The sequence below is a fragment of the Sphingomonas rubra genome (genome assembly GCF_900115745.1).
Taxonomy (GTDB): domain Bacteria; phylum Pseudomonadota; class Alphaproteobacteria; order Sphingomonadales; family Sphingomonadaceae; genus Sphingomonas; species Sphingomonas rubra.
On record NZ_FOXP01000006.1, the window covers coordinates 105341 to 125375 of the forward strand.

Annotated in this window: 17 protein-coding genes; 16 read left to right on the forward strand and 1 reads right to left on the reverse strand. The window is 70.8% G+C overall.

The genetic code is table 11. The annotated features are described in order from the left end of the window. Positions 1-17 precede the first annotated feature (17 nt). From murC to ftsZ, 7 genes are all read left to right on the forward strand, one after another. On the forward strand, positions 18-1424 hold the full coding sequence (gene murC, locus BM145_RS08865) for a UDP-N-acetylmuramate--L-alanine ligase (protein ID WP_093333300.1): 1407 nt from the start codon (positions 18-20) through the stop codon (positions 1422-1424). Then, entirely contained in the window at positions 1421-1621 is a 201-nt protein-coding gene (locus BM145_RS08870) for a hypothetical protein (protein ID WP_093333301.1), read from the forward strand. Before murC ends, BM145_RS08870 begins: the two co-directional genes overlap by 4 nt. After that, positions 1600-2643, forward strand: a complete 1044-nt coding sequence (murB, locus tag BM145_RS08875) for a UDP-N-acetylmuramate dehydrogenase (RefSeq protein ID WP_245739213.1) — start codon at positions 1600-1602, stop codon at positions 2641-2643. The genes BM145_RS08870 and murB overlap by 22 nt, the downstream gene beginning before the upstream one ends. A gap of 139 nt (positions 2644-2782) precedes the next feature. Next, a complete protein-coding gene (locus BM145_RS08880) occupies positions 2783-3742 on the forward strand; it encodes a D-alanine--D-alanine ligase (protein ID WP_093333302.1) in 960 nt (319 codons plus the stop codon). After that, positions 3739-4695: a cell division protein FtsQ/DivIB gene (locus tag BM145_RS08885; protein WP_093333303.1), complete on the forward strand. Its 957-nt coding sequence runs from the start codon at positions 3739-3741 to the stop codon at positions 4693-4695. The genes BM145_RS08880 and BM145_RS08885 overlap by 4 nt, the downstream gene beginning before the upstream one ends. Positions 4696-4698: 3 nt before the next feature. Continuing rightward, on the forward strand, positions 4699-5961 hold the full coding sequence (gene ftsA / locus BM145_RS08890; protein WP_093333304.1) for a cell division protein FtsA: 1263 nt from the start codon (positions 4699-4701) through the stop codon (positions 5959-5961). Between the two features lie 136 nt (positions 5962-6097). Then, entirely contained in the window at positions 6098-7570 is a 1473-nt protein-coding gene (gene ftsZ / locus BM145_RS08895; RefSeq protein WP_093333305.1) for a cell division protein FtsZ, read from the forward strand. A 389-nt stretch (positions 7571-7959) separates the two neighbouring features. Here the strand turns inward: ftsZ and BM145_RS16030 are convergent, their stop codons facing one another. After that, a complete protein-coding gene (locus BM145_RS16030; RefSeq protein WP_177200136.1) occupies positions 7960-8109 on the reverse strand; it encodes a hypothetical protein in 150 nt (49 codons plus the stop codon). Positions 8110-8226: 117 nt separating this feature from the next. Between BM145_RS16030 and BM145_RS08900 the strand changes: the two genes are divergently transcribed. From BM145_RS08900 to prsR, 9 genes are all read left to right on the forward strand, one after another. Beyond that, a complete protein-coding gene (locus BM145_RS08900) occupies positions 8227-10308 on the forward strand; it encodes an SPOR domain-containing protein (protein ID WP_093333306.1) in 2082 nt (693 codons plus the stop codon). Further along, positions 10305-11462, forward strand: a complete 1158-nt coding sequence (locus BM145_RS08905) for a deoxyguanosinetriphosphate triphosphohydrolase (protein WP_093333307.1) — start codon at positions 10305-10307, stop codon at positions 11460-11462. Before BM145_RS08900 ends, BM145_RS08905 begins: the two co-directional genes overlap by 4 nt. Positions 11463-11741: 279 nt before the next feature. Continuing rightward, positions 11742-13148 carry an MATE family efflux transporter gene (locus tag BM145_RS08910; protein WP_093333308.1) on the forward strand — a complete coding sequence of 469 codons (1407 nt, stop codon included), beginning with the start codon at positions 11742-11744 and terminating at the stop codon, positions 13146-13148. 111 nt (positions 13149-13259) lie between these two features. Further along, positions 13260-13547 carry a co-chaperone GroES gene (gene groES, locus BM145_RS08915; protein ID WP_093333309.1) on the forward strand — a complete coding sequence of 96 codons (288 nt, stop codon included), beginning with the start codon at positions 13260-13262 and terminating at the stop codon, positions 13545-13547. Positions 13548-13600: 53 nt separating this feature from the next. Continuing rightward, complete coding sequence (gene groL, locus BM145_RS08920; protein ID WP_093333310.1) at positions 13601-15244, forward strand: chaperonin GroEL; 1644 nt, start codon at positions 13601-13603, stop codon at positions 15242-15244. 238 nt (positions 15245-15482) lie between these two features. Further along, complete coding sequence (locus BM145_RS08925; RefSeq protein ID WP_093333311.1) at positions 15483-16040, forward strand: Uma2 family endonuclease; 558 nt, start codon at positions 15483-15485, stop codon at positions 16038-16040. After that, positions 16040-16438, forward strand: coding sequence for a DUF3429 domain-containing protein (locus BM145_RS08930; protein ID WP_245739215.1), 399 nt, complete (start codon positions 16040-16042; stop codon positions 16436-16438). Before BM145_RS08925 ends, BM145_RS08930 begins: the two co-directional genes overlap by 1 nt. A 240-nt stretch (positions 16439-16678) precedes the next feature. After that, entirely contained in the window at positions 16679-18667 is a 1989-nt protein-coding gene (prsK, locus tag BM145_RS08935; RefSeq protein WP_093333312.1) for an XrtA/PEP-CTERM system histidine kinase PrsK, read from the forward strand. Continuing rightward, positions 18664-20001 carry a PEP-CTERM-box response regulator transcription factor gene (gene prsR, locus BM145_RS08940; protein ID WP_093333313.1) on the forward strand — a complete coding sequence of 446 codons (1338 nt, stop codon included), beginning with the start codon at positions 18664-18666 and terminating at the stop codon, positions 19999-20001. The genes prsK and prsR overlap by 4 nt, the downstream gene beginning before the upstream one ends. Positions 20002-20035: the final 34 nt, after the last annotated feature.

The following is a 20035-nucleotide window of genomic DNA, read 5'->3' on the forward strand; positions in this document are numbered from 1 at the left end:
GCAGGGGAGGAATTAGGATGCGCGGCGTCGCGACCGATATCGGCACGATCCACTTCGTCGGGATCGGCGGCATCGGCATGTCCGGCATTGCCGAGGTGATGCACAATCTCGGCTACCGCGTGCAGGGCTCCGACGTCGCCGAGGGCTATGTCGTCCAGGGCCTGCGCGACCGGGGTATCGCGGTGGCCATCGGCCACAAGGCGGAGAATATCGGCGACGCGGCCGTCGTCGTCGTCTCCACCGCCATCGTCCGCTCCAACCCCGAGGTCGAGGCGGCGCTGGAGAAGCGCGTGCCCGTCGTCCGCCGCGCGGAGATGCTGGCCGAGCTGATGCGGCTGAAATCCACGGTGGCGGTGGCCGGCACGCACGGCAAGACGACCACCACGTCGATGGTTGCGGCGCTGCTCGATGCAGGGGGCGTCGACCCGACCGTCATCAACGGCGGCATCATCAACAGCTACGGCTCCAACGCTCGCCTGGGCGCATCCGACTGGATGGTGGTGGAGGCCGACGAGAGCGACGGCAGCTTCCTGCGTCTCGACGGCACCATCGCGGTCGTCACCAACATCGATCCCGAGCATCTGGATCATTACGGCAGCTTCGACCGGGCGAAGGACGCCTATGTCGAGTTCGTCGAGAACGTGCCCTTCTACGGCGCGGCGCTGCTCTGCCTCGATCATCCGGAAGTGCAGGGCATCCTGCCGCGCGTGCGCGACCGCCGCGTCGTCACCTACGGCTTCTCGGCGCAGGCCGACGTGCGCGGGGTGAACGTGACGCCCGTTCCCGGCGGCAACCGCTTCGACGTGGCCGTGCGCGACCGCGACGGCCATACGCGGACGATCGAGGCGATCGAGCTGCCGATGGCCGGCCGCCACAACGTGCAGAACGCGCTCGCCGCGGTCGGCGTGGCGCTGGAACTCGGCATCGAGGACGCGACGATCCAGCGCGGTTTCCACGCGTTCGGCGGGGTCAAGCGGCGCTTCACCAAGGTAGGCGAGGTGGGCGGCGCCACCATTATCGACGATTACGGCCACCACCCGGTTGAGATCCGCGCCGTCCTCGCCGCCGCCAGGGAAGGCGCGCAGGGGCGGGTGATCGCCGTCGTCCAGCCGCACCGTTACTCGCGGCTCGGCAATCTGATGGAGGAGTTCCAAACCGCGTTCAACGACGCCGATCGCGTGCTCGTCACCCCCGTCTACGCCGCGGGCGAGGCGCCGGTGGAGGGCGTCGACGCCGACACGCTGGTCGGCGGGCTCAAGCGCCGTGGCCATCGCCACGCCGCGACGATCGCCGATGCCGACGCGCTCGCCGCGGAACTCGCCGGCACGCTGCGGCCCGACGACATGGTGGTCTGCCTGGGCGCGGGCGACATCACCAAATGGGCCGCCGGCCTGGCCGACGCGGTGCGGGAGAAGACGAGATGACCGACTGGTTCAAGGCATCGCTCGACGCGCAGAAGCAGATCCTCGACGCGCAGGCGGAGGGGCTGAAGCTCGGCCAGCAGGCGGTCGACACGGGCAAGGCGTTCGCCGACGCGCAGGCCGCCTCGGTCAAGGCGGCGGAGGCGAACGTCGCCGCCTGGCAGGCGTGGATGCGGCTGTGGGGCGCCGGTCCGTGGTGACGCTGCCGGCCGTTCGCGGCAGACTGACTCCCGGCGCACCGCTCGCCCCGCTGGTCTGGTTCAAGGCGGGGGGCGCGGCCGAGTGGCTGTTCGAGCCCGCGGACGCCGACGATTTGTCCGATCTCCTCCGCGGCCTCGATCCGGCGGTGCCGGTGATGGCGCTTGGTCTCGGTTCCAACCTCATCGTCCGCGACGGCGGGGTGCCCGGGATCGTCGTGCGTCTCGGCAAGCCCTTCGCCAGGGTCGAGGCGCTGGACGGGACGACGCTGCGCTGCGGCGGCGGCGCGAGCGGCATCCTCGTCTCCTCGATCGCGCGCGACGCTGGGGTCGCGGGCGTCGAGTTCCTGCGCTCGATCCCCGGCACGGTCGGCGGTTTCGTGCGGATGAACGGTGGCGCCTATGGCCGCGAGGTGAAGGACGTGCTGGTGGAGTGCGACGTCGTCCTCCGCTCGGGCGAGCGACAAACATTGGCGCTGGGCGATCTCGGCTACACCTACCGGCACAGTGACCTGCCCGAGGGGGCGGTAGTCGTCTCCGCCACCTTCCGCGGCCAGCCTGGCGAGCCCGCCGCGATCGCCGCCGAGATGGACCGCATCGCCGCCGCGCGCGAGGCGTCTCAGCCGCTGCGGTCGAAGACCGGCGGCTCGACCTTCAAGAATCCGGACGGCCACAAGGCGTGGGCGCTGGTCGACGCCGCGGGGTGCCGGGGGCTGACGAGGGGCGGCGCGCAGGTATCGGAGAAGCATACGAACTTCCTGTTGAACACGGGCGACGCGACCAGCGCGGACATCGAGGCGCTCGGCGACGACGTGCGGGACCGGGTGAGGGCGCATTCGGGCGTGAGCCTCGAATGGGAAATCCAGCGGGTGGGGGTGGCGTCGCTTCCGATCCTCCCCGCTCGCGGGGAGGGGGACCATGCGGAGCATGGTGGAGGGGCCTCTTCGCGAGCCCCACGCGACGAGGAAACGCCCCTCCGTCACCGCTACGCGGCGCCACCTCCCCGTGAACGGGGAGGATCATGACCCACCTCCGTCGTCATGCCGGGCTCGTCCCGGCATCCAGAGCCGCGAACGATGGCGCTGCTTGGTCCTGGACACCGGGACTAGCCCGGTGTGACGAAGGTCGCAGCGATGATGCGCCTCATTTGCCGGATCGATCCTTATGACCACCCCCCTCCACATCGTCGTCCTGATGGGCGGCTGGTCGGCCGAGCGGCCGGTATCGCTGCAATCCGGCGCGGGCATCGCTGATGCGCTGGAGTCGCTCGGCCACCGCGTCACCCGCATCGACATGGGGCGCGACGTGGCCGCGCGGCTGGCGGAGGCGACGCCCGACCTCGTCTTCAATGCGCTGCACGGCTCGCCGGGGGAGGACGGCACCGTGCAGGGCATGATGGACCTGATGGGCCTGCGCTACACCCATTCCGGCCTCGCCACCTCGGTGATCGCGATCGACAAGGTGCTGACCAAGCAGGCGCTGGTGCCGCACGGCATCCCCATGCCGGGCGGCCGCATCGTCAAGTCGGCCGACATCCACGCGGCGGACCCGCTGTCGCGGCCGTACGTCCTCAAGCCCGTCAACGAGGGCTCGTCGGTCGGCGTCGCCATCGTCACCGACGCCGATGGACCTGGGGGTAACTACGGCAATCCGATATCGCCCGATGCTCAGGGCCCGTGGCAGGAGTTCGACGAACTGCTGGCCGAGCCCTATATCCGCGGGCGCGAGCTGACCGCCGCCGTGCTGGGCGACCGGGCGCTGGGCGTCACCGAGCTGATCCCCAAGAACGGGTGGTACGATTTCAACGCCAAATATACCGACGGGCTGACCACCCATGTCTGCCCCGCGCAGATCCCCGACGAGATCGCGGAGGCATGCCGTTCGCTGGCACTGGAGGCGCATCGCCTGCTCGGCTGTCGCGGCGCCAGCCGCTCCGACTTCCGCTGGGACGACGAGCGCGGCGTCGACGGGCTGTTCCTGCTGGAGGTCAACACCCAGCCGGGCATGACGCCGCTCAGCCTGGTTCCCGAACAGGCTCGCCATATCGGCATGAGCTACGCCGAGCTGGTCCAGGCGATCGTCGACGAGGCGCTGAAGGACCATCCGCGGGACCCTGTTCCGTGAGCCGCACGATCAAGCGCGGCGCCGCGCCGCAGCGGCCCTCGCCGCGGCGCAAGCAGCCGGTCCGCAAGGTGTCGGTTCTCGACCGCGTCGTGCAGTGCCTGCCGGTCAGCGAGGCGGTGCTGAAGCGCACCGTGACCTGGACGATGACGGGCGCCGCCGGCGCCGTGGTGCTGGCCGGGCTGATGTGGCTGGGCGTGCCCGGCATGGTCGGCGCGGCGCTCGCCGAGACGGCCGGGCAGGCGGGGCTGCGGGTGGAGCAGATCGAGATCACGGGGCTGAAGCGGATGGACCGCATGTCGGTCTACGCCGTCGCGCTGGAGGACAAGCAGAACGAGACGTCGATGATGGCGGTCGACCTGGACGGCATTCGCCAGCGGCTGCTCCGCTACGGTTGGATCGCCGACGCGCACGTGTCGCGCCGGTTGCCCGACACGCTGCTGATCGACATCGTCGAGCGCACGCCCGCCGCCGTGTGGCAGGATCGTGGGCAATTGACGCTGATCGATGCCGACGGCGTGCTGCTGGAGGCAGTGCGACCGGACGCGATCCCCGACCTGCCGCTGGTCATCGGCCCCGGCGCCGACCGGCAGGAGGCGTCCTATCAGGCGCTGCTGAATGCCGCTCCGGCGCTCAAACCCCGCGTGCGCGCCGCCACCTGGGTCGGCAATCGTCGCTGGGATCTGACGTTCGAGAGCGGCGAGGTACTGGCCCTGCCGGAGGAGGGGGCGGCCAAGGCGCTGGTCACCTTCGCCGAGCTGGACGGGCAGCGGCCGCTGCTCGGCCGCGGCTGGCTGCGGTTCGACATGCGCGATCCGTCGAAGCTGGTTGCAAGAAAACCGGGGATGAATCAAAATCATGCCCTGGCCGATCCGGCGTTGACGGGCGCACCCGATCCCGCCGAGAGCGGCGCGACGGCAGGCGAGGCAAACGCCGCGGGGGCGGCTGAGGGGTAGGGCATGGCCAAGGCGGCACCGGAAGGTCTCATCACCGCGCTCGACATCGGGTCGTCCAAGGTGTCGGCGATGATCGCGCAGAAGGGCGACGGCGGCGAGCTGGTCGTGCTCGGCACTGGCCAGCGCGAGAGCCGCGGCGTCAAGCGCGGCTATATCGCCGACATGACCGCGACCGAGGCGGCGGTGCGCGAGGCGGTGGAACAGGCGGAACGGATCGCCGGCCTGAACATCGAGAATGTGTGGGTCGGCTTCTCCGCCGGCGGCCTGGTCAGCGACGTCGCGGAGGTGGAGCTGGAACTGGGCGGCCACCGGGTCGAGCAGCAGGACATCGATGCGCTCCTCCACGCCGGTCGCCAGTCGATCGACCCGCAGGGGCGCATGGTGCTGCACGCGCAGCCCGCGCTCTATACGCTGGACGGACTGACCGGGGTCAAGAAGCCGCTCGGCCTTCACGCCGACCGGCTGGGCGTCCACATCCACGTCGTCGCCGCCGACGGGTCGCCCGTCCGCAACCTCGACCTGTGCGTCCGTTCGGCGCATCTGGAGGTGAAGTCGATCATCGCCTCGCCGGTCGCCACCGGCCTCGCCTGTTTGAGCGACGAGGAGCGCGAGCTGGGCGTGGCGCTGGTGGAGCTGGGCGCGGGGATCACCAACGTGTCGCTGTTCGCGGGCGGGATGCTGGTCGGACTCCACTCGATCGCGATGGGCGCGGCCGACATCACCGACGACATCGCCTCGGCCTTCGGCACCCGCCGCCAGCAGGCCGAGCGGATGAAATGTTTCCACGGCTCCGCCAACGCATCCCCTCGCGACAATCACGACATGATCCCGGTGACCCCGGTGGGCGCGGAGGACGACGTGCACGGCGGCACGCAGATCACCAAGGCGCAGCTGATCGGCGTCGTCCGCCAGCGGCTGGAGCACCAGATGGGCGAGATCAGGAAAGCGCTCGCCGCCCTGAAGTTCGAGGGGCCGGTCGGCCGCCAGGTCGTGCTCACCGGCGGCGGCGCGGAGCTGAAGGGCATCGCCGACTATGCGCAGCAGGCGCTCGGCCGGTCGGTCCGGCTCGGTCGGCCGCGCGGGCTGACCGGCCTGCCGGAGGCGCATGCCGGCCCCGCCTTCGCGACGCTGGCAGGGCTCGCTTACTATGCCGCGTCCGATCCGGTCGATCTGCGCAGCGTCGCCGGCCCCGCGCAGACGGTGCATCGGCCGAGCGGCATGGGCATCTTCCGCAAGCTGATCCAGGCGGCACGGGCGAACTACTGAGTGCGGCCTATACTGGGGCGATGCTTTTGCAGGGGCGGCGCTTTTGTAGTGGCGGCGCGGCGATGCGGATGTAAAAGGGTTAATCAGGGGTCCGGTCGGCGCGTTTCCCGATCGGTGACGGCGGAGTGAAGTGGCGATGAGCATCGAATTTATGGCGCCCGAGGTGGACGAGCTGACTCCGCGGATCGCGGTGATCGGCGTCGGCGGCGCGGGCGGCAACGCGATCGCGAACATGATGCGCGCGGACGTGCAGGGCGTGGACTTCCTGGTCGCCAACACCGACGCGCAGGCGCTGAAACAGTCGACGGCGCCGCGCCGCGTGCAGCTCGGCACCAAGATCACGCAGGGCCTGGGCGCGGGTGCCCGTCCCGAGATCGGCCGCGCCGCCGCCGAGGAGACGATCGACGACCTCGCCAAGATGCTGGAGGGCGCGCACATGGTGTTCATCGCCGCCGGCATGGGCGGCGGCACCGGCACCGGCGCGGCCCCCGTCATCGCCAAGGCGGCGCGCGACATGGGCATCCTGACCGTCGGCGTCGTTACCAAGCCGTTCAGTTTCGAAGGCAACCGCCGCTCCAAGGCCGCCGACCAGGGCATCGAGGAGCTGCAGAAGTACGTCGACACGCTGATCGTCATTCCGAACCAGAACCTGTTCCTGATCGCCAACGCGAACACCACCTTCAAGGAGGCGTTCTCGATGGCGGACGAGGTGCTGCAGCAGGGCGTGCGCGGCATCACCGACCTGATGGTCATGCCCGGCCTCATCAATCTCGACTTCGCCGACGTCCGCTCGGTGATGCAGGAGATGGGCAAGGCGATGATGGGCACGGGCGAGGCGTCCGGCGACAACCGCGCGCTGGAGGCGGCGCAGAAGGCGATCGCCAATCCGCTGCTCGACGGCGTGTCGATGCAGGGGGCCAAAGGCGTCATCATCTCGATCACTGGCGGCGACGACATGCGCCTGCTGGAGGTGGACGAGGCGGCGAACCACATCCGCGATCTCGTCGATCCGGACGCCAACATCATCTGGGGCTCGGCGTTCAACCCCGATCTGGAGGGCCGCATCCGCGTGTCGGTGGTCGCCACCGGCATCGAGGCGGTGGAGCGCGCGCCCGAGCCGGTGAAGGCGCAGGCCGAGCCCGCGCGCTCGTTCAGCTTCGCCGGCGCGCGCCGCGAGGAGCCCGCCGCTCACCGCGCAGCCGAGCCGACGCCCGCCGCGCCGCCGCCCGCGCCCGTGCCGGCACCCGCGGCCGAGGTCGCGCCGCCGGTATCCGCGCCCGCGCCCATCCCGCAGGCGCAGGAGGATGAACTGGTTCTCGGCGCCGAGGCGGTGGTGCCGCCGCCTGCGCCTACCCCCGTACCCGCCCCGGCACCGGTGGCCGCGCCGACGCCCGCCGCCGACGAGGGCGGATCGCGCCGCCGCTGGCTCGCCCCCGGTACGGAGGCCGCGACGCCCGAACCCGCCGCGGCACCGCGCGTCAAGCTGGGCGGCACGCTGTTCGAGCGGATGTCCAACGCCGCGCGCGGTGCCCCGCGCGACGACGATGCGGCGAACACCGCCGAGCCGCTCGACATCCCCCGCTTCCTGCACCGCCAGAACAATCAGTGAGGACGTGATCCGCTTCTGACCTGACCTTACGTGGGTCGAAGCGGAACCTATGCGGAAGCTCTCCGTCATGTCGGACTTGTTCCGGCATCCACCGCGCCGCGAACGAACGGTTGTCTGATCTGGAGGCGCGGTGGACCCCGGCAGTAGAGCACGATGACATCCACCTGACCCGTTCGTGGCTGAGCCCTTCGACAAGCTGAGGATAAACTTCGGCGCATGGCGCCGAAGTCGAAGCACAGGCCGCGCACGGTTCACCTGGGGCCTGCCCTTCGACGTCGCTCAGGGCGAACGGTGCTGGGTCCAAGCTAACGTCATCATCCTCTAGGCAGGGGTGACGGGAGAGTGGACGGCGAACGTTGGCGAGCGGCACTGGCCTTCGTCGTTCGTCTCTATTTCAGCAATTCGGGGTCGAGAGCCCGCATGGAGAGAGGCTGGCCGCGGGCGATGGCGTCCCGTTCCGCCGCCGCGCCGAACTCGACGTGCGCCAGGCCAGACGAGCCGACAAAGTTGGGGCGACGCCGCATGTTGATCCCCGCCAAGCTTCCAGCGTCGATCGATGACACTCCCTTTCGTCGCCTCAAGAGCCCGCTTCGTCGCTGCGCTGCGCCCACGGCGTTGCCGCGACGGCCCGGCTGGGGTGTAGGTTTGGGACGCTCATGATCCGCCATCATTCCCTGATCGCCGCCCTCCTCGCCGCGACGTGCCTGCCTGTCGGCCTCGTCGCACAGGAGGTGGTCCAGCCGCTCGGCCAGACCGACGCCGACCTCCTCGCCGCGCAGATGCGGCTGCTCGCCTCCGACCCGCGCAACATCGTCGCGCTGACCACCGCGGGCGAGTTGTCGCTCCGCCTGGGCGACCTGTCCGGCGCCGCCGCGCTGTTCGCGCGCGCCGACAAGGTCGATCCCCGCAGCGGCCGGGTGAAGGCGGGCATGGGATCGATCCTGGTGCGATCCGAGCGGCCGGGCGAGGCGCTGCGCTTCTTCGGTCAGGCCGAGAGCCTGGGCTGGCCGGTCGCGCGCTACGCCGCCGACCGTGGCCTCGCGCTCGATCTCGTCGGCCAGCAGGAGCGTGCCCACCGCGATTATCGCCTGGCGCTCCAGAACGGCGCCGACGACGAAACCGCGCGCCGCTACGCCCTGTCGCTCGGCATCGCCGGCAAGCAGGCGCAGGCGCTGGAACAGCTCGATCCGCTGGTCCGCCGTCAGGACCGCGCGGCCTGGCGCGCGCGTGCCTTCGTCATGGCGATGAACGGTGACACCGAGGGCGCCTCCAAGATCGCGACGACGATGATGCCCGCCGGCATGGCGCAGGGGCTCGGCGCCTTTTTCCGCCGCCTGCCGACGCTGCCCGCGGTCGACCGCGCCTTTGCGGTGCATTTCGGCGAGATCACCGCGACCCCCGCGCGCCTCGCCGACGCGCGCTTCATCCCGACCTTTGCGCCGCTGCCGGCGGAGGTCGCGACGCCGCCGGTGCAGGTCGCCGCCGTGGTCGACCAGAACCGCGGCCGTCGCACGCGCCGCGATCGGACGGCGCGCCCGACCGCCTCGCCCGTCGCGACCACGGCCGTCCAGTCCGCCGCTGCCGCGCCTCGGTCGGTCGCGAGCCAGCCGGTCCCCTCCGCGAGCGTCGCGGCGATGCGCGAATCGAACGTCCGCGTCGGATCGTCCGCGTCCACCCAGCGCCCGGTCGTGGTCGCCGCCGCTCGCCCGGTCCAGTCCGCACCGGTGGCCGTCACGCCGGCGCCGAGCACGCCCGTGCAGACCGCCGCGATCTCGCCGGCGCGACCCGCCGCGCCCGTGTCGACCGCGACCGTCACGCCGCCGGCTACGGTGGTGCCCGCCCCGAGGGTCGCCACGCCGTCGACGCCCCCGACGGCCGTCGCCGCCGCGACCGTCGCACCGACCCCGGCGCCCGCGATCGTCGCGACGACTGCTCCCGTTGCCCCGGTCCCGACGCAGGCGGCGACGGAGCGGGCCGACTCGGTCCTGGCGCGCATCGTTGCCAGCCTCTCCATCCCGGCGTCCGAACTCGGCGTCGCACCGGTACGCCCCGATCCGGGGCCGGTCGCGATCCCCGCGGCGGTCGAGCGCGTCGCGCCGAGCCCCGCCGGCGCGCGCGTGGTCGCCGAGGCGTCCGCCAAGGAGGGCCGCGACGCCGCGCTTCGCCGCACCGTCGCCGGCCGCCTCACCGGCGACCCGCAGGCCGACGAGCCGACGCCCGCCACCGGCCGCCGCGCGCGACGTGGCGCGGCCGAGCCCGTCGCGGTGGCCGCCGCCGATACCGCATCGCGCACCGCGCGCGGTCGCCGTGGCACCACCGCCGCGGCGGACCCGCCGCTCACCCCGGCGCAGCGCCGCGCCGCCGAGCGCAAGGCCGCCGCCGACAAGAAGGCCGCCGCGGAGAAGAAGGAACTCGCCGACAAGGCGGCTGCCGAGAAGAAGGCGGCGCGCAGCAACCCGGCGCGTATCTGGGTTCAGGTCGCCGGCGGCGCCAACGAGGCGGGGCTGGACGCCGCCTGGCAGCTGATGCGCAGCCGGGCGCCCTCGCTCAAGAAGCGGACCGGCTACACCACGCCGCTGCGCGCCACCAATCGCGTGCTGACCGGCCCGTTCAAGACCGACGCGGAGGCGCGCACCTTCGTCAACCAGTTGCGCAAGGAAGGCGTCGGCTCGTTCGCCTTCACCAGCGAGGCGGGGCAGAAGGTGGAACGGCTGGACGCGCCGAACACCGGCAAGTGACCGCATCCTACGCCGCCGACCCGGCCGCCAGCCGAGGTCGGCTCCACCCGGAGGAACGCGAGCTGCGCGGACCCCGCGACGCGTTCCAGCGCGACCGCGACCGGATCATCCACTCGATCAGCTTCCGACGGCTGCGCCACAAGACGCAGGTGTTCATGGCGCCCGACGGCGACCATTTCCGCGTCCGCCTGACCCACAGTATCGAAGTCGCGCAGATCGGCCGGGCCATCGCCCGCGCGCTCGGCCTCAACGAGGATCTGACGGAGGCGCTGTGCCTCGCCCACGACATCGGCCACCCGCCCTTCGGCCACGCCGGCGAGGACGCGCTCAAGGCGGCGATGGCGGGGGCGGGGGGCTTCGACCATAACGGCCACACGCTGCGCGTGCTGACCGACCTCGAACGCCCCTATCCGCGCTGGGACGGGCTCAACCTGACCTGGGAGACGCTGGAGGGGCTGGCCAAGCACAACGGCCCGGTCCGCCATCCCGGCTGGGCGCTGGCGGAGGTCGATGCACGACAGCCGCTCGACCTTGCGGGTTGGTCGAGCCTGGAGGCGCAAGTCGCGGCGATCGCGGACGATATCGCCTATGACAACCACGATATCGACGACGGCCTGCGCGCGGGCCTGCTGACGCTCGACCAGCTGCTGTCGGTGCCGCTGGTGGCGCGGACCTGGGCGGCGGTGGAGGCGCGCTACCCCGGCGTGGCGCGCGACCGCCTCGCCCGCGAACTCGTCCGCAGCCAGATCGGCGTCATGGTCAACGACCTGATCGCCGAGACGCGCGCGCGCATCGCCGTGAGCGGGATCGGGACGGCAGCCGACGTGCGCGCCGCCGGTCGCGCGCTGGTCGGCTTCTCGGACGGTTTGCGCGTCGAGGAACGCGACCTGAAACGCTTCATGTACGCCAACCTCTACCATCACCCCGTCCAGCTCGCCGCAGCGGCCGCGGCCGACGGCGTCGTCTCCGGCCTGTTCGCCGCCTTTCGCGACGATCCCGCCGCGCTGCCCGACGAGTGGCGCGAGCGGCTGCCCGCCGACGAACCATGGCGCAGCCGTCACGTCGCCGACTTCATAGCCGGGATGACGGACCGGTACGCGGTGACGCAGTACCGCCGCGTCGTCGGGCCGGTGGAGCTGCCCGAGGGATTCTGAGGAGGTACGGTCTCCCCGCACTGGTCGCCTGGGATGGTTGGACCGGTGTAGAAATCCTGCCGTCATGCCGGGCTTGTCCCGGCATCCAGAGCCACGAACGCTGCACTGCTTGATCCTGGATGCCGGGACAAGCCCGGCATGACGCAAGAAAGTGCGGGTGGGCGGCGTTTCTCGGAGGTCTCGACAAGGTGCGGGGTGACGATGGCCAAGTGGCACGGTAACGTCACCCCACCTGATCGAATGTGACTTTCGGCACCAAAACGGGCTAGGGCGCCCCCCATGGCCCACACCGCACCCCCGCTCGCCGAAGCGCCCGCCTCGGCGCGGAGCGAGGCGCGGGCGCTGCTGCGCCTGGCGGGGCCGCTGGTCGCCGCCAACCTGCTCCAGATGGCGGTGTTCGCGGTCGACGTGGTGTTCGTGGCGCGGCTCGGGCCGACCGAGTTCGCGGCCGCCTCGCTCGGCGTGTTCCTGTTCAACATCCTCACCTTCGCGCTGATCGGCATGGGCGGTGCCGCCGAGCCGATCATCGCCGCCGCGCTCGGCCGCCGTGTCGGGGCGGTGCGCGAGGTGCGGCGGACCTTCCGCATGGCGCTGTGGCTGGTCGTGTTCGCCGCGATGCCGGTGATCGCGGTGCTGCTGGCGGGCGAGCGGCTGTTCCTGCTCGCCGGGCAGGACGCCCGGGTGGCGGCGCGCGCGGGCGATTTCCTCGATCTGCTCGGCATAGCGGTGATCCCCGCCGCCGCTGCCGGGCTGATGCGGCTGACCGCCGCCGCGCTCGGCCGGCCCGGTTACGTGTTCGCGGTCACCGCGGCGGGGCTGGGCGTCGGCATCCTGGCCAACTGGCTGCTGGTGTTCGGCAATGCCGGCTTCCCCGCGCTCGGGCTGGAAGGCTCGGCGATCGCCCGCGTCGCGGTGTCGGTGGCGATGCTGCTCGCCTACGCGCTGGTCCTGGTTACCGACCGGCGGCTGCGCCGCTACCGCCTGTTCGGTCGCTGGTGGCGCCACGACTGGCCGCAATTCGGCCGCGTGTTGCGCCTCGGCCTGCCGATCGCGCTGACCTGGACGTTCGAGGGCGGGCTGTTCGGCGGCGTCGCGCTGCTGATGGGACTGATCGGCGTGACGGAGGTGGCCGCCCACGCCGTCGCGCTCAACATCGCCGCTTTCGCCTTCCAGGTGCCGTTCGGCGTCGCGCAGGCGGCGACGATTCGCGTCGGCCTCGCCTACGGCGCGCGCGATCCGGTGTGGATGGGACGGGCGGGGAACGTCGCGCTGCTGCTCGGTACCGGCGTGATGGTGCTGAGCGCGGGCCTGATCTGGGCGATCCCCGGCCTACTCGTCGGCATCTACCTCGATTCCGGCCCCGCTTCGGCGGCGACGGCGGCGCTGGCGGTGCAGTTCCTCGCCATCGCCGCGGTGTTCCAGCTCGTCGACGGGGCGCAAGCGGTAGCGCAGGGCGTGCTGCGCGGGTTGCAGGACACGCGCGTACCCATGCTGGTGGCGCTGTTCGGTTACTGGGTGGTCGGCTTCGGCAGCGCGGCGCTGCTCGGCTTCCGCACGCCGCTCGCCGGAGTTGGCATCTGGTGGGGGCTGGCGATCGGTCTTGCCGTGGTGGCGGGCCTGCTGCTGTGGCGGTGGAGCGCGCGCGAACGGCTGGGCCTGCTGCCGGGCACAGCTCGGCCAATTTAGTTCCGCCGCCCCGTTGACGATCCAAGGGTGGCGGCACATATCGCCAGGGTTGGCACTCGCCCTGGGTGAGTGCCAGAAATCTGTCACACAACCTTGAAGAGGGTAATCGCAATGAGCTTTCGTCCGTTGCACGACCGCGTTCTCGTCCGCCGCGTCGAGGCCGAGGAGAAGACGGCCGGCGGGATCATCATCCCCGACACCGCCAAGGAGAAGCCGCAGGAGGGCGAGGTCGTCTCGGCCGGTACCGGCGCGCGTTCCGAGTCCGGCGAGGTCCACCCGCTGGAGGTGAAGGCCGGTGACCGTGTGCTGTTCGGCAAGTGGTCGGGCACCGAGGTCAAGGTCGACGGCGAGGACCTCCTCATCATGAAGGAAAGCGACATCCTCGGGATCGTCGGCTGACCTCTTCGTAACTGACAAACTCCTCAACATTCGTTTTTCGAAAGGGTAGCCACATGGCAGCCAAGGACGTGAAATTCGGTCGTGACGCGCGCGAGCGCATCCTGCGCGGCGTCGACATCCTCGCCGACGCGGTGAAGGTGACGCTGGGGCCGAAGGGCCGCAACGTCGTGATCGACAAGAGCTTCGGCGCTCCGCGCATCACCAAGGACGGCGTCACCGTCGCCAAGGAGATCGAGCTGAAGGACAAGTACGAGAACATGGGCGCGCAGATGCTGCGCGAAGTGGCCTCGAAGACCAACGACAACGCCGGTGACGGCACCACCACCGCGACCGTGCTCGCTCAAGCGATCGTGCGCGAGGGCATGAAGTCGGTCGCGGCCGGCATGAACCCTATGGACCTGAAGCGCGGCATCGACCAGGCGGTCGAGGTCGTCATCAACGACGTCAAGTCGCGCTCCAAGCCTGTCTCGGGTAGCCAGGAAGTCGCGCAGGTCGGCATCATCTCGGCTAACGGCGACACCGTCGTCGGCGAGAAGATCGCCGAGGCGATGGAGAAGGTCGGCAAGGAAGGCGTCATCACCGTCGAGGAGGCCAAGGGCCTCGATTTCGAGCTGGACGTCGTCGAGGGCATGCAGTTCGACCGCGGCTACCTGTCGCCGTACTTCATCACCAACCCCGACAAGATGACCGTCGAGCTTCAGGACCCTTATATCCTGATCCACGAGAAGAAGCTGTCGAACCTGCAGGCGATGCTCCCGATCCTGGAAGCCGTCGTCCAGTCGGGCCGTCCGCTGCTCATCATCGCCGAGGACATTGAGGGCGAGGCGCTGGCCACGCTCGTCGTCAACAAGCTGCGCGGTGGCCTGAAGGTGTCGGCCGTCAAGGCGCCGGGCTTCGGCGATCGCCGCAAGGCGATGCTCGAGGACATCGCGATCCTGACCAAGGGCGAGGTGATCTCCGAGGATCTCGGCATCAAGCTGGAGAGCGTCACGCTCGACATGCTGGGCACCGCTAAGCGCGTGTCGATCGACAAGGACAACACCACCATCGTCGACGGTGCGGGTGAAGCCGACGCGATCAAGGGCCGCACCGACGCGATCCGCCAGCAGATCGAGAACACCACCAGCGACTACGACCGCGAGAAGCTCCAGGAGCGCCTCGCCAAGCTGGCCGGCGGCGTCGCCGTCATCAAGGTCGGCGGTGCGTCCGAGGTCGAGGTGAAGGAGCGCAAGGACCGCGTCGACGACGCGCTGCACGCGACCCGCGCCGCGGTGGAAGAGGGCATCGTCCCCGGCGGCGGCACGGCGCTGCTTTACGCCACCAAGTCGCTCGACGGCCTGACCGGCGCCAACGAGGACCAGACCCGCGGCATCGACATCGTCCGCAAGGCGCTGACGGCGCTGGTTCGCCAGATCGCCACCAACGCCGGCCATGACGGTGCGGTGGTCTCGGGCAAGCTGCTCGAGGGCAACGATCCGACGCAGGGCTTCAACGCCGCGACTGACACCTACGAGAACCTGGTGCAGGCCGGCGTGATCGATCCGACCAAGGTCGTCCGCACCGCGCTCCAGAACGCGGCCTCGGTCGCGGGCCTCCTCATCACCACCGAGGCGGCCGTCTCGGAAGTGCCCGAGGACAAGCCGGCGATGCCGATGGGCGGCGGCGGCATGGGCGGCATGGGCGGCATGGACTTCTGATTTGGCATCGGGGCAGGCCAGCCTGCCTCGAACACCGAATCAGGACGGCCGGCGGGTCGTGGCTCCGTCACGATCCCGTCCGACGAGAAGCCTCGGCAGCTTGTCCTGAGCGCCTGCCTTGGCAGGCAGTTGAAGGGCCGAGGTCCGTTCCGACCAGAATACCGATGCACGGAAAAGGGCCGGCGGAACCATCCGCCGGCCCTTTGTTTCCTGTGTTCACAGGAGTAGCGTCGAGCCCATGCGCACCGATCCCGCCTATCGGAAGATCACCGCCGACGAGTTCCTGGCGATGGACTTCAACACCGATCGCCGCTTCGAGCTTCACGACGGCGTGATCGTGATGATGGCCGGCGGCAGCGAGGCCCATGCCTGGGTGCAGGGCAATCTCCATGTCGCCCTTCGTATCGTTCTCAAGGGATCAGGCTGTCGTCCTTACGGCCCGGACATGGCCGTGCGGACCAGTACGACCGATATCCGCTATCCCGATCTCAGCATCCATTGCGGACCGCGGCCGGACAATGACGAGGCGATCACCGCGCTCGATGCGCCGGTCGCGATCGTCGAAGTGCTCTCGCCCGGCACGACCACCCTCGACCAGGGAACCAAGCTGGAGGAGTTCAAGGCCCTCGCCAGCGTCCAAGCGGTCGCCTTCGTCGATCCCGTCAACGAGCTGGTACGCACGGTCAGTCGTCATGCCGGCGGCGGATGGATCGACACCATGTTCGCCGCTCGCGATCTCGACTTTCCCTTCCTGGGCGTGACCATCCCCCACGCCGAGATCTTCGCCGCCGACTGATGTCCGGTCCGGACCATCCGCGCGTGCCGATCAACAGCATCGTCTTCGGCTTTGGTCCGATGCTGCCGCTCGTCGCCGCTGCTCTTGGTGCGTGGCTGCTGCCCGACCCCTGGCCGAGTATCGCGACGCGGCTGGCGATCGTGTGGGGTGCGATGATCCTGGTGTTCGTCGCCGGCGTCCGCCGCGGCTTCGGCTTCGGCAATCCCCGCGCCTCGACCACGGTCGAGATCGCGACGATGCTCGCCTGGTTCATTCCCGCCGGCCTCGCCCTGATCGCGCCAGAACCGGGCTGGTCGCTATGGCTGCTCGTGCTCGGCTATGCGCTGGTGATCGTTCTCGACCCGCTCGCCGCGGCGACGCGCCCGCGCATTTCGCGCGATTGCGCCCGCCGCAGATGAGCCTGGCGCTGCTCTCCCTCGGTGCGCTGATCCTCGCCCTGCACCGGCCGTGACGTCCGGCGGAGCCTGCCCGGCATCCTGACCTGACCGCCATCGCGGCGCGGTCGTTCAGCCTTTCTTGGTGAATCTGCGGCAAGACTTCGCGCATGTCGGCTGACCAGCATCGCGGCGACCTCGGGATGGGACGCGCATGATCTTCCACGGCATCGTCGCCGGCCGGAGCACGCGACGGTGACCGCAATGCTCAATCTGTGGACCCACGCGCTGGTCGCGCTGCTGTTCGGCGCCATGGCGCTCGCCGGTCTGCGCGGCGGGGGGCGAGACTGGCCGCGCTGGTCGTTCATCACGGCGGCGCTGCTCACCGCCCTGTGGGCGCTGGCCGTGGCCGGGATCGATGCGCACGACATCGCCACCCGGTTGGCCAAGACGGCCCGCGACATTGCCTGGCTGTGCTTCGCCGCGATGCTGATCCGCCGCGAACGGGCAGGCAACCGAGCCATCGCGATGCTCTACGCGGTGACGATCGGCGTCGTCGCAGCAACGGCAGTCGTGTCACTGGCGATGACGGGACCGCTGGCCCCCGCGACGATGGCCGCGGCCGATGCCGTGCGTCAGATGCTGATCGCGCTCGCCTCGCTCGCCGCGCTGATGCTGCTCTGCCATTTGGCCCAGAACGTCCGTCACGACGGGCGCTGGATGGCGTTGGCACTGGTCGGATCGTGGAGCATCGACCTGATCGTCGCCACCGTCGCCCTGATCGCCGGCGAGTGGCCGGCCTGGCTGGGTGTCGTGCGCGGCGGCGTCATGCTGGCGGTCGGCAGCGGCATCGCGGTGGCAGCGCAGCGCCGCGGCGCGGGCGGGCCGACGCTGTCGCGGACCGCCGCGATCCGGTTGATCGGCGTCGCGGTCGGCGGCTGCTATCTCGCGCTGACGGCGCTCGCCGCGGATCGCGCCGGAGGGCTCGATCCCGCTTATGCCCGGCCGGTGCAGATCGCGATCGTGCTGGGCGCCACCGTGGCGCTGCTGACGCTCGCTTCCACGCCGTGGCTGCGCGCGTGGATGCGGGTGAAGCTCGCCAAGCACCTGTTCGCGCACCGCTACGACTACCGCGTCGAGTGGCAGCGCTTTGCCGCCACGCTGGGCCGGCCGACCGACGGCGAGCCGTTGCCGCGTCGCCTAGTCAAGGCGCTCGCCGACCTGACCGACTCGCCCGCCGGGCTGCTGCTCTGTCGCGACGACGACCAGCTGGTGCCACTCGCGCACTGGGCGTGGCCGGGCACCGGCGAGCCGGTCGCCGACCCCGCGCTGGCGGGTCGCCTCGCCGGCGGCCATATCGTCGCGCTGGACGAGGAGCGACGCGCAGGGACGTTGCCATCCTGGCTTCGTGTTGCGCACGACGCCTGGGTGATGGTGCCGCTGATCCACGGCGACCTGCTGACGGGCGCGATCGTGCTGGCCCGGCCGCCGATCGACCGGCAGCTCGATTGGGAGGATCTCGACCTGCTCCGCGTCGCCGGTCGTCAGGCCGCCAGCTACCTGGCGGAGAACCGCGCCCAGGCGGCGCTCGCCGACGCGGCCCGTTTCGAAGAATTCAACCGCCGTTTCGCCTTCCTGCTCCACGACATCAAGAACGTCGCCAGTCAGCTCACCCTGGTCGCGCGCAACGCGGAGCGGCACGCCGACAATCCCGCCTTCCGCGTCGACATGATCGAGACGCTGCGCGACGGGGCAGGGCGGATGACGGCGCTGCTCGGCCGCCTGGGTCAGCTCGATATGGGACGGGCCGAATCGGTGCAGCCGGTCGACGTGACCGCTCTCGTCCATCGCCTGGCCGCTGCCCGCCGCGCCACCGGACCGATCGTGGTGGAGGCCACGGCCGCGCTCGCCCTGGCCGCGCCCGGCCGGCTCGAACAGGCGATCGGCCATCTCGTCCAGAACGCGGCCGAGGCGGGCGGCGTCCTGCCGGTTCGCGTCGTGGTTGGGCAGGGAGAGAAAGTGACGATCGACGTGATCGACGAAGGCGTGGGAATGAGCGCGGAGTTCGTCCGTGACAAGCTGTTCCGCCCCTTCGCCTCCACCAAGCCCATCGGCTTCGGCATCGGCGCGTACGAGGCGCGGCAGCTGATCCGCGCCATGAACGGCACGCTGGACGTGGACAGCCGCGAAGGTGCGGGCACGCGGTTCCGCATCGTCCTGCCGCTCGCCCCCGCGCTGGAGGCGGCGGCATGACGCGCCCGGTGCTGCTCGTCGTCGAGGACGATGCCGGCCTCGCCCGCCAGCTGCGCTGGGCGTACGAGGCGTACGAGGTGGTGGTGGCGCCCGACCGTGCCGCCGCGCTGGAGGCGGTGCGCCAGCATCGGCCGGCGGTGGTGACGCTCGACCTGGGCCTGCCGCCCGATCCCGACGGCACGACCGAGGGTTTCGCGACGCTCCACGCCATCCTGGCGCAGGCGCCCACGACCAAGGTGGTGGTCGCGTCCGGCCACGGCGCGCGCGAGAGCGCGTTGCGCGCGGTCGAGGACGGCGCCTGGGATTTCTATGCCAAGCCGATCGACATCGATACGCTGGGCCTGATCGTCGGTCGTGCCTTTCACGTCCACGCGCTGGAGGCGGAGAACCGCCGGCTGGTCGGGCAGGAGCGGCCGGGCTTCGGCGGCCTGCTCTACGCCGCGCCCGAGATGGCGGCGGTGGCGCGCCAGCTGGAGCGCGTCGCCCGCGCCGACGTATCGGTGATGCTGCTCGGCGCCAGCGGCACGGGCAAGGAACTGCTCGCGCGCGGGCTGCACGATTCCGGCGCGCGCCGGATGGGCGAGTTCGTCGCGATCAACTGCGCCGCCATTCCCGAGACGCTGCTCGAGGCCGAGCTGTTCGGATACGAGAAGGGCGCCTTCACGGGCGCGGTGCGCACCGTGGCGGGCAAGATCGAGCAGGCGGCGGGCGGCACGTTGTTCCTGGACGAGATCGGCGACGTGCCGCTGCCGCTCCAGGTCAAGCTGCTGCGCTTCCTCCAGGAACGGGTGATCGAGCGGATCGGCGGGCGCAAGGCGATCGCCGTCGACACGCGCGTGGTATGCGCGACGCACCGGGACGTCGACGCGATGGTCGCCGACGGGCGGTTCCGCGACGACCTTTATTACCGGCTGGCGGAGATCGTCGTTCGCATCCCCGCGCTGCGGGAGCGTACGGGCGACGCCGCGCTGCTGGCCAAGGCGTTCGTCGCGCGGTTCGCGCCGACGCTCAATCCGGTGGTCACCGGCCTGTCCGCCGACGCACGCGCGGCGATCGACGCCCATGGCTGGCCCGGCAACGTGCGCGAGCTGGAGAACCGGGTGAAGCGCGCCGTCATCATGGCCGACGGGCGCCACGTCACCGCCGCCGACCTGGACCTGGAGCCGGCCGCGGCCGACCTCGACCTGCGCGCCGCCCGCGAGGACGCCGATCGTCGCGCGATCGGGCGCGCGCTGGCGCAGGCGGACGGCAACATCGCGGGCGCGTCGCGGCTGCTGGGGGTGAGCCGGCCGACGCTCTACGACCTGCTCAAGAGCTACGACCTGCACGCCTGACGAGGTTGCATGGGCGACGGACGCTCGCCAAGGC